This is a genomic window from Ekhidna sp. (genome assembly GCF_040223195.1).
Taxonomy (GTDB): domain Bacteria; phylum Bacteroidota; class Bacteroidia; order Cytophagales; family Cyclobacteriaceae; genus Ekhidna.
This window is the reverse complement of sequence record NZ_JAVKDX010000015.1, coordinates 528653-543367: the sequence shown is the minus strand read 5'-3', so window position 1 is coordinate 543367 and position 14715 is coordinate 528653. Positions and strand designations below refer to the sequence as shown.

The 14715-nt window shown below is 42.5% G+C and carries 12 protein-coding genes; all 12 read left to right on the top strand.

Translation table 11 applies throughout. The features are described from left to right. The 12 genes from secE to fusA all read left to right on the top strand — a co-directional run bounded on the left by secE (position 1) and on the right by fusA (position 14706). Complete coding sequence (gene secE / locus RLN88_RS09890; protein WP_350221235.1) at positions 1–192, top strand: preprotein translocase subunit SecE; 192 nt, start codon at positions 1–3, stop codon at positions 190–192. A 15-nt stretch (positions 193–207) separates the two neighbouring features. Then, positions 208–771: a transcription termination/antitermination protein NusG gene (gene nusG, locus RLN88_RS09885; protein ID WP_350221234.1), complete on the top strand. Its 564-nt coding sequence runs from the start codon at positions 208–210 to the stop codon at positions 769–771. An 11-nt stretch (positions 772–782) separates the two neighbouring features. Further along, entirely contained in the window at positions 783–1226 is a 444-nt protein-coding gene (gene rplK / locus RLN88_RS09880; RefSeq protein WP_350221233.1) for a 50S ribosomal protein L11, read from the top strand. A gap of 9 nt (positions 1227–1235) precedes the next feature. Beyond that, positions 1236–1934: a 50S ribosomal protein L1 gene (gene rplA, locus RLN88_RS09875; protein WP_350221232.1), complete on the top strand. Its 699-nt coding sequence runs from the start codon at positions 1236–1238 to the stop codon at positions 1932–1934. 5 nt (positions 1935–1939) lie between these two features. Next, positions 1940–2470, top strand: coding sequence for a 50S ribosomal protein L10 (gene rplJ, locus RLN88_RS09870; protein ID WP_350221231.1), 531 nt, complete (start codon positions 1940–1942; stop codon positions 2468–2470). A 31-nt stretch (positions 2471–2501) separates the two neighbouring features. Further along, complete coding sequence (gene rplL, locus RLN88_RS09865; protein ID WP_350221230.1) at positions 2502–2891, top strand: 50S ribosomal protein L7/L12; 390 nt, start codon at positions 2502–2504, stop codon at positions 2889–2891. Between the two features lie 133 nt (positions 2892–3024). Next, entirely contained in the window at positions 3025–6894 is a 3870-nt protein-coding gene (rpoB, locus tag RLN88_RS09860; RefSeq protein ID WP_350221229.1) for a DNA-directed RNA polymerase subunit beta, read from the top strand. 55 nt (positions 6895–6949) lie between these two features. Continuing rightward, positions 6950–11260: a DNA-directed RNA polymerase subunit beta' gene (gene rpoC, locus RLN88_RS09855; RefSeq protein ID WP_350221228.1), complete on the top strand. Its 4311-nt coding sequence runs from the start codon at positions 6950–6952 to the stop codon at positions 11258–11260. A 6-nt stretch (positions 11261–11266) separates the two neighbouring features. Then, positions 11267–11605 carry a DUF3467 domain-containing protein gene (locus RLN88_RS09850; RefSeq protein WP_350221227.1) on the top strand — a complete coding sequence of 113 codons (339 nt, stop codon included), beginning with the start codon at positions 11267–11269 and terminating at the stop codon, positions 11603–11605. A 129-nt stretch (positions 11606–11734) separates the two neighbouring features. Beyond that, a complete protein-coding gene (rpsL, locus tag RLN88_RS09845) occupies positions 11735–12109 on the top strand; it encodes a 30S ribosomal protein S12 (protein ID WP_089356794.1) in 375 nt (124 codons plus the stop codon). Between the two features lie 12 nt (positions 12110–12121). Further along, entirely contained in the window at positions 12122–12589 is a 468-nt protein-coding gene (gene rpsG, locus RLN88_RS09840) for a 30S ribosomal protein S7 (RefSeq protein WP_350221226.1), read from the top strand. Positions 12590–12597: 8 nt separating this feature from the next. After that, positions 12598–14706 carry an elongation factor G gene (gene fusA / locus RLN88_RS09835; protein WP_350221225.1) on the top strand — a complete coding sequence of 703 codons (2109 nt, stop codon included), beginning with the start codon at positions 12598–12600 and terminating at the stop codon, positions 14704–14706. The last annotated feature ends 9 nt before the right edge of the window (positions 14707–14715 follow it).

Sequence of the window (14715 nt, the reverse complement as noted above, 5' to 3'; positions counted from 1 at the left end):
ATGTCTAAAGTTGTCACTTTTTTCAAGGATTCATACGATGAATTGACGCATAAGGTATCATGGCCAAAATATGCTGATTTGCAAAATAGCGCCATCTTGGTGCTTGTTGCATCGCTAATTTTTGCGCTCATGATCGGAGCGATAGACTATGCCTTCGAAAATTTGATGGAGTTTATTTACCAGGAACTATAATACGTACAGGATAGCATGGAGCATAAGTGGTACGTAGTTAGAGCCGTTAGCGGCAAGGAAAAAAAAGTCAAAGAAGCCATTGAAAATGAAGTGGTTCGTCAAAAATTGACCGAGTACATCCCTCAGGTACTTATTCCTTCGGAGAAGGTATATGAGATGCGCAATGGTAAAAAGCGAGTAAGAGAAAGAAATTTTTTCCCAGGATATGTATTGATCCAAGCTGACTTCTCCAATGGCGAAGTACAACACCTGGTGACTAATAAAGAGCTAATTCCCAATGTGATCGGCTTTCTAGGATCCGCAGGGAGTAGCACTACAAGAGATCCAATTCCTTTAAGACAATCCGAGGTAAATAGAATCCTCGGAAAAGTTGATGAGGTGGAGGAGTACGAAGAAAAGCTTGACACACCATTTATAGTGGGTGAAAGCGTGAAAGTGATGGACGGTCCCTTTAGTGGCTTCACGGGCACAGTAGAGGAGGTATTTGAGGATCGTAAGAAGCTTAATGTTACGGTTAAGATTTTTGGCAGAAATACACCTGTCGAATTGAATTATATACAGGTAGAAAAAGAAGATTAATAAGGTAAGAAATGGCTAAAGAAATAACAGGCTATTTGAAATTACAGATTCGTGGAGGAGCGGCTAATCCCTCACCTCCGGTAGGACCTGCGCTTGGCGCTAAGGGTCTGAATATCATGGACTTCTGTAAGCAGTTTAACGCTAGGACCCAGGAAAAGCCAGGACAGCTTCTTCCCGTTCTTGTAACGATCTATGCTGACAAGTCTTTTGATTTTGTAATTAAAACCCCTCCGGCAGCTTCACTTATAATGGAAGCAGCCAAGGTTAAAAAAGGATCTTCCGAGCCAAACCGTGTGAAAGTGGGTTCAGTAACATGGGATCAGGTTAAAGCTATTGCTGAAACCAAGATGCCGGATTTGAACGCATTCAATATCGAGTCTGCTATGAGAGTAGTAGCCGGTACTGCACGAAGCATGGGTGTGAAAATTTCAGGTAAAGCCCCTTGGGCAAATTAATATTTGGTAATGGGAAAGCTTACAAAAAATCAGAAGAAAGCTCAGGAACTGCTAGAAGTTGGCAAGGAGTATTCTTTGGCTGAGGCTGCCAAGCTTGTGAAGGAAATCACCTTCACCAAGTTCGACGCTTCAGTAGATGTTGATATCCGTTTGGGTGTTGATCCAAAGAAAGCTGACCAGATGGTTCGTGGAGTAGTATCTCTTCCTCATGGAATAGGTAAGGATGTGAGAGTATTGGTGCTATGCACGCCTGATAAAGAGCAAGAAGCAAAAGACGCTGGTGCTGATCATGTTGGATTGGATGATTATGTGAAGAAGATCGAAGGAGGATGGACGGATATTGATGTAATTATCACTATGCCAACAGTAATGGCACAAGTGGGTAAACTCGGACGGGTCCTTGGACCTAGAGGATTGATGCCTAATCCAAAGTCTGGAACAGTGACGATGGATATTGGACAGGCAGTAAAAGAAGTGAAAGCTGGAAAGATTGACTTTAAGGTAGACAAGTTTGGAATTATCCATACAAGTGTAGGAAAAGTTTCTTTTGATGCAGATAAGATCAGGGAGAATGTGATTGAGATGGTGCAGACCGTTTCAAAACTGAAGCCTGCATCTGCAAAGGGAACTTACTTCAAGTCGATCACCCTATCATCCACGATGAGTAGCGGTATAGCAATTGATAAAAGTAGCATAGCGAATATTTAATAGTTATGACACGACAAGACAAAGCACAATTAATAAGTGACCTTACTTCAAAGTTTAAGGAAACAGATCATTTCTATATAGCTGACACTTCAGGCCTCACAGTAGCTGAGATCAATAAGTTCAGGGAAATGTGCTTCAACAAGGGAGTGGAGTATAGGGTGGTGAAAAACACACTTATCAGGAAAGCCCTGGAGAATGTGGATGGAGATTATTCGTCTTTGGACGAGGTGTTGAAGGGAACATCTGGCATCATGTTCGTAAACGAGACTGCCAATATTCCTGCGAAGATCATCAAGGACTTCCAGAAAAATGATCCAAAAGATAGACCGAAATTCAAGGCTGCTTCCATAGACTCGGATTTATTTATAGGTGAAGATCAGCTAGGAGCACTTGCCAGCTTGAAATCTAAGCAAGAGCTTATTGGTGACATCATCACATTATTGCAATCGCCTGCCAAGAATGTACTTACTCTACTTCAAAGTGGAGAGCACAAGCTTGCTGGTATTGTTAAAACACTTTCAGAAAGAGAGAATTAAAAATTTTTAAACAGAATTAACACTTAATAAAATGGCGGATTTAAAAGAATTTGCAGAGCAATTGGTTAACCTTTCAGTAAAAGAGGTAAACGAACTAGCTAATATCCTTAAAGACGAGTACGGCATAGAGCCTGCTGCAGCTGCTGGACCTGTAATGGTTGCTGGTGGTGCTGCTGCTGGTGGTGACGCTGCTGGCGGAGGTGAAGAAAAATCTTCATTCGACGTGATCCTTAAGTCTCCAGGCGGTGCAAAACTTGCTATCGTTAAGTTGGTGAAAGAACTTACTGGACTAGGCCTGAAAGAAGCGAAAGAGCTTGTGGACGGTGCTCCTAAAGCAGTAAAAGAAGGAATCGCTAAGGACGAAGCTGAGGCATTGAAAAAGCAGCTTGAAGAAGCTGGTGCTGAAGTAGAATTAAAGTAATTAGCTCATAATACCAAAGGTTTAGGCCTGGCTCCCCTCTCAAAATTTTTGGGAAACGGGATCAGGTCTTTTCCTGTTTGTATAAAAAGCTAAACGTCCTTTTCAATTTTTATAAACTAAAACTCCGTAAGCTTTGGCTAACAACAATAACACGAGAATCAATTTCTCTTCCATCAAATCAGTTATTGATTATCCGGATTTTCTGGATGTACAATTAAAGTCATTTGTTGATTTTTTCCAACTAGATACACCAGCAGAACACAAGGAAGGTGAAGGCCTTTACAAGGTGTTTATGGAAAACTTCCCAATTACAGATTCCCGCGAGAATTTTGTATTGGAGTTTGTAGACTATACAGTAGATCCTCCGAAATACAGCATTCAAGAATGTATTGAAAGAGGATTGACCTATTCAGTTCCACTAAAAGCAAAACTTCGTCTGCTATGTAATGACGAAGAAAATGAAGATTTTGAAACGATCGAGCAAGAGGTATTCTTAGGAAATATCCCTTACATGACAGAAAAAGGCTCGTTCGTGATCAATGGTGCTGAGCGTGTGATCGTGTCACAGCTTCACAGATCTCCGGGTGTGTTCTTTGCACAGAGCAAGCACACCAACGGAACACTATTGTACAGTGCGAGAATTATTCCTTTCAAAGGATCATGGATCGAATTCGCTACTGACGTAAACAACGTGATGTACGCATACATCGATCGAAAGAAAAAGTTTCCGATTACCACACTTCTTCGATCCATTGGTTATGGATCAGATAAGGAAATCCTTGACTTGTTTGGCCTTTCAGAGGAGATTGAAGCAACAGAGAAAGAACTTAAAAAGGTTATTGACCGAAGACTTGCTGCGAGGGTTCTCAGAACATGGACAGAGGATTTCGTGGATGAAGATACCGGAGAGGTAGTTTCTATCGACAGGAATGAAGTAGTCCTTGAGCGTGATAGTATTATCAAAGAAGAGGATATCCAAACAATCATTGATTCTGGAAGCAAGTCTATCATCATCCACAGAAAGGATGTGAATATCGCAGAATATTCGATCGTATATAATACACTTCAGAAAGATAATTCAAACTCTGAGAAGGAAGCGGTTGAACAGATTTATCGTCAATTGAGAAATACGGAGGCTCCTGACGAGCAAACTGCACGTGATATTATTACCAGCTTATTCTTCTCTGACAAGAGGTATGATCTTGGAGAAGTAGGACGATACAGAATCAACAAAAAGTTGGGCATTGATACCGATTGGGATCGAAGAGTTTTGACTACAGAGGATATCATCCTCATCGTTAAATACCTCATCGGATTGATTAACAGTAAAGCAGTAGTCGACGATATCGACCACTTGAGTAACAGAAGGGTAAGGACAGTTGGAGAGCAGCTTTATTCTCAATTCGGAGTTGGACTAGCAAGAATGGCAAGAACCATCCGTGAGCGGATGAACGTGCGTGATAACGAAGACTTCAAACCAGTTGATTTGATCAATGCAAGAACATTGTCTTCAGTTATCAACTCATTCTTCGGTACGAATCAGCTATCTCAGTTCATGGATCAAACAAACCCACTGGCAGAGGTAACTCACAAAAGAAGAATGTCTGCACTAGGGCCAGGCGGTCTTTCTAGGGAAAGAGCAGGGTTTGAGGTTCGAGACGTTCACTATACGCACTACGGTAGACTGTGTACCATTGAAACGCCGGAAGGTCCAAACATTGGTTTGATTTCATCACTCTGTGTTCATGCGAAAGTGAACCAGATGGGATTCATCGAGACTCCATACCGAGAGGTGGCAAAGGGAACAGTTGATATGTCAGGGAATGTGAAGTACCTGACGGCTGAAGAAGAAGATACTCACAACATTGCTCAGGCTAATGCGCCATTGTCTGACAAGGGTAAATTCTTGAACGAGAAAATAAAGGCCCGATTTGAAGGTGACTTCCCGCTTTGTAGTGAAGAGGAAGTTAGCTACATGGACGTTGCTCCAAACCAGATTGTATCTGTTGCCGCTTCTATGATTCCATTCCTTGAGCACGATGATGCGAACAGGGCCTTGATGGGATCAAACATGCAGCGCCAGGCAGTTCCGTTGATGAGACCGCAGGCACCAATCGTTGGTACAGGTCTTGAGGAGCGGGTGGCACTTGATTCAAGAGCATTGATTAGAGCAGAGCGAGACGGAGTAATTGAGTTTGTTGATGCAAACAAGATCGTAGTTAAATATCAATTGGATAGCGATGAGCAAATCATCACCTTCAATGATGATGTTGTGACTTACGATTTGGTGAAGTTTAGAAGAACCAACCAGGATACCTGCATCAATCTAAAGCCAATCGTAAGCAAGGGGGATAAAGTAAAGCAGGGTCAGGCACTTTGTGACGGATTCGCTACTGAAAAAGGAGAGCTTGCACTAGGTATAAACATGCAGGTTGCGTTCATGCCTTGGCAGGGATACAACTTTGAGGATGCGATTGTAATCTCTGAGCGAGTGGTGAGAGAGGATATCTTCACTTCAATCCACATTGATGAATTCGAACTGGAGGTAAGGGATACGAAGCGAGGAGAAGAGGAGCTTACAAGCGAGATTCCGAACGTTTCTGAAGAGGCAGTTAAAAACCTCGATGAAAATGGAATCATCCGAATTGGAGCAGAGATTAAAGAAGGTGATATCCTTATTGGTAAGATTACTCCTAAAGGAGAATCTGACCCAACTCCGGAAGAAAAACTTCTAAGAGCAATCTTTGGAGATAAAGCTGGCGATGTGAAAGACGCTTCGTTGAAAGCTTCTCCATCGCTTAAAGGAGTGGTTATCGACACCAAACTTTTCTCCAGACCTAAGAAAGATAAAGATGTAAGAGCCAGAGCCAAGAAAGAAGTTGAGCTACTTAAGAATAAGTATGGCCAGCAGCTTACTGAGGCCAGAACTACCATGATCGATAAACTTGCTCAGCTTCTGGATGGGAAAACCTGTCAGGGAATCAAGCACAAGTTTGGTGAGGAAGTTATGAGTAAAGGAGTGAAGTTCTCTAAGAAGAACATCGAAGCGAACCTATTCCCTCCTAAGAACAAGTATAGAGATGAGAGTAACTACAATGTACCCGAAGAGGCAAACTTGATCTCTGACTTGATCATCGAAAATTGGGTATCTGATGATAAGACCAACGATCTGGTCTTCAAATTGGTGAAAAATTATATTGGATATAGAAATGACATTTCTGGAAAATTCAAGAGAGAAAGATTCACACTAGAGGTGGGAGATGAACTCCCTGCTGGAATCGTTCAGCTTGCTAAAGTTTACGTGGCTAAAAAACGTAAGCTTCAGGTGGGTGATAAGATGGCTGGACGTCACGGAAACAAGGGTGTGGTTGCGAAGATCGTTCGTGAGGAAGACATGCCATTCATGGAAGATGGAACTCCGGTAGATATCGTATTGAACCCGCTTGGTGTACCTTCAAGGATGAACATCGGCCAGATTTATGAGACCGTACTTGGATGGGCTGGATTGAAGCTCGGAAGAAAGTACGCTACTCCAATCTTCGATGGTGCTTCTGAAGAAGAAGTTCAAAATGAATTGAAAGAAGCAGGACTACCAAGCTTTGGTAGAACTTATCTATACGATGGACTTTCAGGTGAGCGTTTTGATCAGCCGGTGACTGTTGGTGTGATTTACATGCTGAAGCTAGGTCACTTGGTAGATGATAAGATGCACGCAAGAAGTATCGGGCCATACTCACTTATTACTCAGCAGCCGCTTGGTGGTAAGGCACAGTTTGGAGGTCAGCGATTTGGTGAGATGGAGGTGTGGGCATTGGAGGCATTTGGTGCGGCCAACGTTCTTCAGGAAATCCTAACCATCAAATCGGATGATGTGATTGGAAGAGCAAAAGCTTATGAAGCGATCGTAAAAGGCGAGAACATGAATAAGCCAAACATTCCTGAATCATTCAATGTATTGATACATGAATTGAGAGGATTGGCTCTTGAAATTACTTTGGACTAATTAATTATTGACAATCATTCTCCCGAGCAATCGGGAGGCTTTATTGATATACAACATGGCGTTCAGAAAAAACAAAAAAATTCACAACGATTTCAATAAGGTTACTATCAGTCTTGCCTCTCCAGAATCAATTCTGGAAAGTTCGCACGGTGAGGTAACTCAGCCCGAAACCATTAACTATAGGACGTATAAGCCTGAGATGGGAGGCCTTTTCTGTGAGCGAATTTTCGGTCCAGTAAAAGATTGGGAGTGTCATTGTGGCAAATACAAAAGAATCCGATACAAAGGCATTATTTGTGACCGATGTGGTGTGGAGGTAACCGAGAAAAAGGTTCGAAGAGAGCGAATGGGCCACATCGAATTGGTAGTGCCAGTTGCACACATTTGGTACTTCAAGTCGCTACCGAATAAAATTGGATACCTTCTTGGTGTACCAACCAAGAAGCTGGATCAGATCATTTATTACGAGCGATATATCGTAATTCAGCCGGGGGTTAAGGAAGAAGATGGAATATCAAAACTGGATTTCCTTACCGAGGAAGAATACCTGGATATCCTGGATAAACTTCCAAGGGAGAACCAAATGCTTGATGATGATGATCCGAACAAATTCATCGCTAAGATGGGTGCGGATGCATTAGAAATGCTTTTGGCTAGAACTCAGCTGGATGATCTTTCATTTGAGTTAAGACATCAGGCGGCAACCGATACTTCTCAGCAGAGAAAGGCAGAAGCGCTTAAGAGATTGAGAGTCGTTGAGGCATTCAGAGATGCTAAGACTAGAATTGAGAACAAACCTGAGTGGATGATTGTGAAAATGGTACCTGTAATTCCTCCGGAATTACGTCCATTAGTGCCATTGGATGGCGGTCGATTCGCTACTTCTGATTTGAACGATTTATATAGAAGAGTAATCATTCGAAACAATCGTCTGAAAAGACTTATTGACATTAAAGCGCCGGAAGTAATCCTTCGAAACGAGAAAAGGATGCTTCAGGAAGCAGTTGACTCACTTTTCGATAACTCAAGAAAAGTAAACGCAGTACGATCTGACGGAAACAGAGCGCTTAAATCTTTGAGTGATATGCTTAAAGGAAAGCAGGGTCGATTCCGTCAAAACCTACTTGGTAAAAGGGTTGACTACTCTGGTCGATCTGTAATCGTGGTAGGCCCTGAGTTGAAAATGCATGAGTGTGGTCTTCCTAAGAACATGGCTGCTGAGCTTTTCAAACCTTTCATCATTAGAAAATTGATCGAAAGAGGTATAGTAAAAACTGTAAAGTCTGCGAAGAAGATCGTGGATAGAAAAGATCCTGTTGTTTGGGATATCCTTGAAAACGTATTGAAAGGACATCCTGTACTATTGAACAGGGCACCTACACTTCACAGACTAGGTATTCAGGCTTTCCAGCCAAAATTGATTGAAGGAAAAGCGATCCAGCTTCACCCATTGGCATGTACAGCGTTCAACGCTGACTTTGACGGTGACCAGATGGCCGTACACGTACCACTTGGTCATGAGGCGATTTTGGAAGCTTCTCTATTGATGCTTTCATCTCATAACATCCTAAACCCTGCGAATGGAGCACCTATTGCGGTACCTTCCCAGGACATGGTATTGGGTCTTTATTACATCACTAAAGGCAGAAGAAGCACAGATAAAGAGAAAGTGGCTGGAGAAGGAATGATTTTTTACTCACACGAAGAGGTAATCATTGCTTTGAATGAGAAGAAAATTTCTCAGCACGCTTATATCAAGGTAAGAACCAAGGTTCGAAATGAGAAAGGCGAGCTTGAGACTAAGATCATAGAAACTGTTGCTGGCAGAGTACTCTTCAATGAAGCTGTGCCGGAGGAAGTTGGTTATGTAGATGAACTTCTAACCAAGAAAAAACTTCAGAAGATTATCTCCAATGTATTCAAGATTACAGGAATGGCGAGAACCGCTCACTTCCTTGATGACATCAAAGATCTTGGATTTAAGATGGCTTATCGGGGCGGTCTGTCTATGGGTCTAGATAACATTAACGTTCCTGAGGAGAAAGAGAAGTTGGTGGCTCAAGCGAAAGAGGAAGTAGATGCAGTATGGCAAAACTATCTGATGGGTCTGATCACAGATAATGAGCGTTACAATCAGGTAATTGACATCTGGACCAGGACCAACACCATGTTGACCAACTCGCTGATGAAGCAGATGGAAGAAGATGATCAGGGATTCAACTCGATCTACATGATGATGCACTCAGGTGCCAGAGGATCCAGAGAGCAGATTCGTCAGCTTGGCGGAATGAGGGGCTTGATGGCTAAGCCGCAGAAAAACCTTCAAGGCTCTGTGGGTGAGATCATTGAAAACCCGATCCTTTCAAACTTTAAAGAAGGTCTTGACGTAATCGAGTACTTTATCTCTACACACGGTGCTAGAAAGGGACTTGCAGATACGGCATTGAAAACAGCGGATGCTGGTTACCTGACAAGACGACTTGTTGACGTGGCTCAGGACGTGGTAATCAACGAAGAAGATTGTGGAACATTGAGAGGACTTTCAGTTTCTGCATTGAAGGATAACGAGGAGATTGTTGAAGCACTTTCTGAAAGAATTCTTGGTCGCGTATCTGTACATGATATTTATGATCCAATCACAGATGAGTTAATTATCGAGTCGGGAGATGAATTCACGGAAGAAATCGCTGACTATATTGATCAGTCAGCAATTGAGGAAGTAGAGATTCGATCTGTATTGACTTGCGAAACCCGTCAGGGAGTTTGTGCTAAGTGTTACGGAAGAAACTTGTCAACTGGTAAATTGTCTCACGTAGGAGAGGCTGTTGGTGTAATCGCTGCACAGTCTATTGGTGAGCCGGGTACCCAGCTTACATTAAGAACATTCCACGTAGGAGGTACTGCATCTAACATTGCAGTAGATGCCAACATCAAAGCGAAGTTTGAAGGTGTTGTTGAATTCGATGAGCTAAGAACCGTGAAGTCCACTGACGCTGAAGGAAACAAGATTGAGGTTGTGATGGGTCGATCAGGAGAAATCAAGATTCTTGATCCTAAGAAAGAAAAAGTATTGATTTCAAACCATGTTCCTTACGGTGCAATCCTTAAAGTGAAGGATGGCGGCAAAGTGGAAAAAGGTGATGAACTATGCTACTGGGATCCATACAATGCGGTTATCATGTCTGAATTCGACGGTACCGCATCATTCGACTCAATCATCGAAGGTATTACTTTCAAAGAAGAGTCTGATGAGCAAACTGGTCACAGGGAAAAAGTAATTATCGATACAAAAGATAAGACGAAGAACCCTGCGATCGATATCGTTGGAAAAGACGGATCTACTGAAAAAGCATACAACATTCCTGTAGGAGCTCACCTTGCGGTTGAAGAAGGTGATAAAATCAAATCAGGACAAGTACTTGCTAAGATTCCAAGGAAAACGGGTAAGTCGAGAGATATTACCGGAGGTCTTCCACGAGTAACTGAGCTATTTGAGGCTAGAAACCCTTCTAACCCCGCAGTAGTAAGTGAAATTGATGGAGTAGTGGAGTATGGTGGAATCAAGCGAGGAAACAGAGAGATTTACATCGAGTCCAAAGATGGTGTGAAGAAGCGTTACATGGTACCGCTTTCCAAGCACATCCTTGTTCAGGACAATGACTATGTGAGAGCGGGCGATGCACTATCTGATGGTGCCATCACTCCGGCGGATATCCTGAAGATCAAAGGGCCTACAGCAGTACAAGAGTACTTAGTGAATGAAATTCAGGAAGTATATAGACTTCAAGGGGTGAAGATCAACGACAAGCACATCGAAGCAATCGTACGTCAGATGATGCAGAAAGTAATCATTGAGAATCCGGGAGATACCAGCTTCTTGACAAATCAATTGGCGGATCGTTTCGCGTTCATGGAAGAAAACGACAATATCCTTGACAAGAAAGTGGTTGTTGATCCGGGAGATTCTTCAAACTTTAAGGCAGGTCAAATCATTGACGCAAGAAGTCTAAGGGATGAAGTATCTAGCTTGAAGCGAAGAGATCTTAAGCCAATGGAGGTGAGGGATGCTGAGCCGGCAACTGGTAAGCCAACGCTTCAGGGTATTACTCAGGCATCACTTGGAACAGAGAGCTTCATTTCTGCAGCGTCATTCCAGGAGACTACCAAAGTATTGAGCGAAGCTTCCATCAAAGGGAAAGCGGATACCTTGATAGGTCTGAAGGAAAACGTAATCGTTGGACACCTTATTCCTGCAGGTACAGGAACAAGAAAATACCAGAAATACATCGTCAATTCTCAGGAAGAGTACGAAAAGCTGGTAGCGTCCAAGGAGGAGTTCGAATCAAAAGAGGTAGAGGAAGCCTAAGATTTTATGAGCGACGATCAGAAAAAGAAAGACGATAAAAATCAAAACACAAATCAGATTAACATAGAGCTCTCGGAGGAAACTGCCGAGGGCGTCTATGCCAATCTGGCTATGATTGCCCACTCTAGCAGTGAGTTCGTTATCGACTTTATTCGATTGATGCCTGGCGTGCCTAAGGCCAAGGTCAAATCAAGGATTGTCATCACTCCAGAACATGCAAAAAGACTCCTTAATGCACTTAAGGATAACATTCAAAAGTACGAAGCGACTTTTGGCGAGGTGAAACAAAACGAGGAGATGCCGAAGTTTCCAATAAATTTCGGAGGCACAATGGGTGAGGCTTGACATGTCTCATGCTACCTCTTTGATAATTCCTGAATATTTCCAGTTAATTAATCTTTGAACTTTTTGATATAATCTCAATATATCTATCTTTGCGTTCCCAAATTTTGGGACGATTAGAAATTATAGCGTATGCCAACTATACAACAATTAGTAAGGAAGGGTAGAAAAAAGCTGACTTCAAAGTCTAAATCCCCAGCATTGGACTCATGTCCACAGAGAAGAGGTGTATGTACACGTGTATATACTACCACTCCTAAGAAGCCAAACTCAGCTATGAGAAAAGTGGCAAGGGTAAGACTTACCAATGGTAAAGAAGTAAACGCTTACATTCCGGGAGAGGGACACAACCTTCAGGAGCACTCCATTGTGCTTATTAGAGGAGGTAGAGTGAAGGACTTACCAGGAGTAAGATATCACATCATTAGAGGTGCGTTGGATACAGCTGGTGTAAACGGACGTCTACAAAGAAGATCTAAATATGGCGCTAAGCGACCTAAAAAATAATTTGCAGGAGAAATGAGAAAATCAAAACCTAAAAAGAGATACATCCTTCCTGATCCTATTTATCAGGATACTCTTGTTACCAAATTCGTAAACAATCTAATGATTGATGGTAAGAAGAGCCTCTCTTACACAATTTTCTACAACGCAATCAATCAGGTAGAAAAGAAAACAGGAGAAAATGGACTTGAGACATGGAAAACTGCTCTTAGCAATATCATGCCATCTGTAGAAGTGAAAGCTCGAAGAGTTGGTGGAGCAAACTTCCAGGTGCCAATCGAAGTTCGTCCTGAAAGAAAAATCTCACTTGGTATCAAATGGATGATCAAGTACGCCAGACTAAGAGGAGAAAAAACCATGCAAGACCGTCTTGCAAACGAAATCATTGCCGCATCAAAAGGTGAAGGAGCCTCTGTGAAGAAAAAAGATGATATGCACAGAATGGCTGAAGCTAACAAAGCATTTTCACACTTCAGATTCTAAGAACCAAAATGGCTAGAGACTTAAGACTTACAAGAAATATCGGTATCGCTGCTCACATTGATGCCGGAAAAACCACAACCACGGAGCGTATTCTTTATTATGCCGGAGTGAACCATAAAATTGGTGAAGTGCACGATGGTGGCGCTACCATGGACTGGATGGAGCAGGAGCAGGAAAGAGGTATCACAATTACTTCAGCAGCTACCACCGTATTTTGGAAGTATAAAGGTGATGACTATCACATCAATATTATAGACACACCAGGACACGTTGACTTTACGGTGGAGGTAAACAGATCTCTACGTGTATTGGATGGCTTGGTGTTCTTGTTTAGTGCGGTTGACGGTGTTGAGCCTCAATCCGAGACTAACTGGCGACTAGCTGACAATTACAAGGTAGCCAGGATCGGTTTCGTAAATAAGATGGATAGGGCAGGTGCAGACTTCCTGAAAGTTTGTAAGCAAGTGAAAGATATGCTGGGCACCAAAGCTGTGCCACTTCAATTACCTATTGGAGCTGAAGAGTCATTCAAAGGAGTAGTTGACCTGGTAGAGAACAAGGCGATGGTTTGGAATGAAGATGACATGGGCATGACCTTCAGTGAAATCGAGATTCCAGCTGACATGGTCGATGAGGTTGCATCATACAGAGAGCAATTGGTGGAGGCAGTAGCGGAATATGATGAAGGATTGATGGAAAAGTATTTCGAGGATCCGAATAGTATCACCAGAGATGAAATCGTGGCTGCACTTAGAGCTGCTACAATTGATTTGGCTTTCGTTCCAATGATGTGCGGTTCTGCTTTCAAAAACAAAGGAGTTCAAACACTTCTGGACTATGTGATGGAACTTCTTCCATCTCCGTTGGATAGAGATAACATTCAGGGAACCAATCCTGATACAGAGGAACCAACTTCACGAAAGCCTTCTCCGGATGCGCCTTTCGCAGCTCTTGCGTTCAAGATCGCAACGGATCCATTCGTGGGTAGACTTTGTTTTGTGCGTTCATACTCAGGAATGCTTGATTCAGGTTCATATGTATACAATACAAGAACTGATAAGAAGGAGCGTATTTCCAGGATTTTCCAAATGCATGCTAACAAACAGAACCAAATTGAAAAGCTGCATTGCGGTGATATTGGAGCTGTTGTTGGATTCAAAGACATTAAAACAGGGGATACCCTATGTGACGAAAAGCACAAAATTGTACTAGAGTCGATGGTATTCCCAGAGCCTGTAATCGGATATGCTATCGAGCCAAAAGCTCAGGCGGATGTTGACAAACTGGGTATTGCAATTGGCAAGCTAGTGGAAGAGGATCCAACCCTTCAGGTTGAAACCAACCACGAAACAGGCCAGACCATTCTTAAGGGAATGGGTGAGCTTCACCTTGATATTATCATTGATCGATTGAAGAGGGAGTTTAAGGTTGAAATCAACCAGGGAGCTCCTCAGGTAGCATACAAAGAGGCAATTACTGCTTCAGTAGAGCACAAAGAAGTGTATAAGAAGCAATCTGGAGGTAGAGGTAAGTTTGCAGATATTGTATTTGAGATTGGACCTAAAGACGCTGATTACGAGAAAGATGGACTTCAGTTCGAAAACAACATTGTTGGTGGAGTGATACCTAAGGAATTCATCCCTGCAGTTCAAAAGGGTTTTGAGCAGGCAATGGTGAACGGCCCACTAGCCGGATATCCAATTGACAATATGAAAGTAAGATTGTTTCACGGATCATATCATGATGTGGATTCTGACTCACTATCATTCGAACTTGCAGCACGAGCAGGGTTTAAATCTGCGGCTTCAAAATGTAGCCCAGTGATCCTTGAGCCAATTATGGCGGTTGAGGTAGTAACTCCTGATGAGTACACCGGTACCATTACTGGTGATTTGAATAAGAGAAGAGGAATGATGAAGGGGATGGATACTCGAGGTACTTCTACAGTTGTGAAGGCAGACGTTCCTTTATCTGAGCTATTCGGATATGTGACAGACCTTAGAACCAACAGTTCCGGTAGAGCAACAGCTTCATTAACGTTCTCACATTACGATCAGGTGCCTAAAAACATTGCTGATAGTATAATCTCAGATGTAAAAGGCACAGCCAACGTATAAAAGATTAGA

Bases quoted from the DNA above. Each gene is read 5' to 3' on its own strand.
- rplA (WP_350221232.1), top strand. From the start codon at position 1,236: ATGGGAAAGCTTACAAAAAATCAGAAGAAAGCTCAGGAACTGCTAGAA.
- rplJ (WP_350221231.1), top strand. From the start codon at position 1,940: ATGACACGACAAGACAAAGCACAATTAATAAGTGACCTTACTTCAAAG.
- rpsL (WP_089356794.1), top strand. From the start codon at position 11,735: ATGCCAACTATACAACAATTAGTAAGGAAGGGTAGAAAAAAGCTGACT.
- secE (WP_350221235.1), top strand. From the start codon at position 1: ATGTCTAAAGTTGTCACTTTTTTCAAGGATTCATACGATGAATTGACG.
- rplK (WP_350221233.1), top strand. From the start codon at position 783: ATGGCTAAAGAAATAACAGGCTATTTGAAATTACAGATTCGTGGAGGA.
- rpoC (WP_350221228.1), top strand. From the start codon at position 6,950: ATGGCGTTCAGAAAAAACAAAAAAATTCACAACGATTTCAATAAGGTT.
- nusG (WP_350221234.1), top strand. From the start codon at position 208: ATGGAGCATAAGTGGTACGTAGTTAGAGCCGTTAGCGGCAAGGAAAAA.
- rplL (WP_350221230.1), top strand. From the start codon at position 2,502: ATGGCGGATTTAAAAGAATTTGCAGAGCAATTGGTTAACCTTTCAGTA.
- RLN88_RS09850 (WP_350221227.1), top strand. From the start codon at position 11,267: ATGAGCGACGATCAGAAAAAGAAAGACGATAAAAATCAAAACACAAAT.
- fusA (WP_350221225.1), top strand. From the start codon at position 12,598: ATGGCTAGAGACTTAAGACTTACAAGAAATATCGGTATCGCTGCTCAC.
- rpsG (WP_350221226.1), top strand. From the start codon at position 12,122: ATGAGAAAATCAAAACCTAAAAAGAGATACATCCTTCCTGATCCTATT.